The 1,915-nt window shown below is 58.5% G+C and carries 1 protein-coding gene; it reads left to right on the top strand.

Annotation, left to right across the window (positions count from 1 at the left end; all coding sequences use genetic code 11):
• The first annotated feature begins 119 nt into the window (after positions 1-119).
• Positions 120-1,691, top strand: coding sequence for an NTP transferase domain-containing protein (locus tag ACH2EH_RS07545; protein WP_395140421.1), 1,572 nt, complete (start codon positions 120-122; stop codon positions 1,689-1,691).
• Positions 1,692-1,915: the final 224 nt, after the last annotated feature.

The raw sequence follows: 1,915 nt of genomic DNA, 5'->3' as shown, positions 1-1,915 counted from the left end.
AAGCACGAGTAGCCCCAGCTTTTGTTTTACGGAGTGCAGCGCCATATCCGTATTTTTGGCAGGAAAGTCGGTCAGCGAGAGCCTGAGGATAATACCGGTGAACAACCGATAAAAAAGAAATGCAAGTTGTGATTCCACTCTCGGGCCAGGGCAGTCGTTTTCAGCGCGCGGGTTATAGCCCGCTCAAGCCACTGATTGAGGTCGAGGGCATGCCGATGATCGAGCATGTCGTGCGGATGTTTCCCGGTGAGACTGACTTCTTATTTATCTGTGGCACGGATGCTCTAGAAACTATTCCTGAGCTGCGTCCGACACTTCAGCGCCTCGCGCCCAAGGGGCAGATTGTTGGGATTGCGCCGCACAAACGCGGGCCGGTCTGGGCAGCACTGCAAGCCTCTAAGTGGATTAAAGACGACCAGCCGGTTGTACTGAACTACACGGATTTCTCGGTGGGCTGGGACTTTACTGACTTTAAAGCGACGATGGAGCGCGAGAACCCGGCGGGCTGTGTCACCGCCTATCGTGGCTTTCACCCGCACTCGCTTGGCCCGAATCTCTATGCTTATTTACGGCACGATGAAGCGCGTATGGCACTGCTTGAAATTCAGGAGAAGCACTGTTTTACAGACAATCGCTTAGACGAGTTCGCGTCGTCGGGGACGTATTACTTCCGCTCCGGGGCGCTGCTCAAAGCCACGTTTAATGAAGCCGTTGAGCGTGATCTCTCCACCAACGGCGAGTTCTACGCCAGCATGCCGTTTAACTTGCTCGTCGAGAAAAACGAGCCCGTGCGGGTTTATGAGCTAGAGCATTTCTTGCAGTGGGGCACGCCCGAGGACTTAGAGGAGTATCTCACCTGGTCGCGCTACTTCACCCACTACGCCGAAAAAGACGGCTGGGCTCCAGAACTCGCTGCGATGCCTGGCACGAACTTAATTCCGATGGCGGGAGCCGGGATGCGCTTTGCGCAAGAGGGGTACAAAGTCGCCAAGCCGCTCGTGCCCGTGGACGGCACGCCGATGATCGCTCGCGCCCTGCGCTCACTGCCCGCCGCGAGGCACTGGATCACGGCGTGCCGCACGGAGCACCTGGCAAGCTCCTGCCTCGCCGAGTACATGGGCCAGGACGGGCGCAACCTCACGCTCCTGCCGGTCGAGAAGCTTACCGAGGGCCAGGCGTGTACGTGCCTGCTCGCCCGTGATCAAATTGACCCGGAAGCGCCGCTGCTTATCGCTCCCTGTGACGCCGCATTTGTCTACGATGCCCTGCACTACGACATGCTCACGCAAAGCGAGAGCGGCCCGGACTGCCTGATCTGGACGTTCCTGAACCACCCGCACGCCAATCGCAACCCTAATCAATACGGCTGGGTTGTGCTGGATGAAAACACGGGTAATGCAAAGACCGTTCTGTGCAAGCAAGCCCCTGAGGGTGACATTCGGCAAGCGCACGGTGTGATTGGGGCGTTCTGGTTCAGGAAAGCCAAGTTCTTCTTCGAGGCCGCCGATGCACTGATCGCGCAGAATCTCCGGGTGAACGGCGAGTTCTACGTGGACTCCAGCATCAACTTGCTTCTGGAGCAGGGGCGCACCGCACAGGCCTTCCCTGTGGAGCACTATCTCTGCTTCGGGGTTCCTGATGATGTGCGCACCTACAACTACTGGGCGGGCTACTTTGCCCAGCGAGGTTAAGCGCCATGCCGTTGAAAACCTCTCCCACCCCCAGCCCCTCCCTCCCCCGGGCAGTCGTTCCTCCTTGGGGAAGAGAGGGGAGCCAGACAGTATCGTTTCCCCTTTCCCAGCGAAGTATGAGCGCCTGCACCCAGAGGGTACCCGGGGGTTAGGGGAGAGGTTCTAATGCCGCTACGTAGCCGCCTGTTTTGGGGCGTTTTGATCTTTAAGCTGGCACTCGGGAC

This window comes from Armatimonas sp. (assembly GCF_043760365.1).
GTDB lineage: Bacteria > Armatimonadota > Armatimonadia > Armatimonadales > Armatimonadaceae > Armatimonas.
The sequence above is the reverse complement of the archived record's forward strand: the minus strand, read 5'-3'. Positions and strand labels throughout refer to the sequence as shown.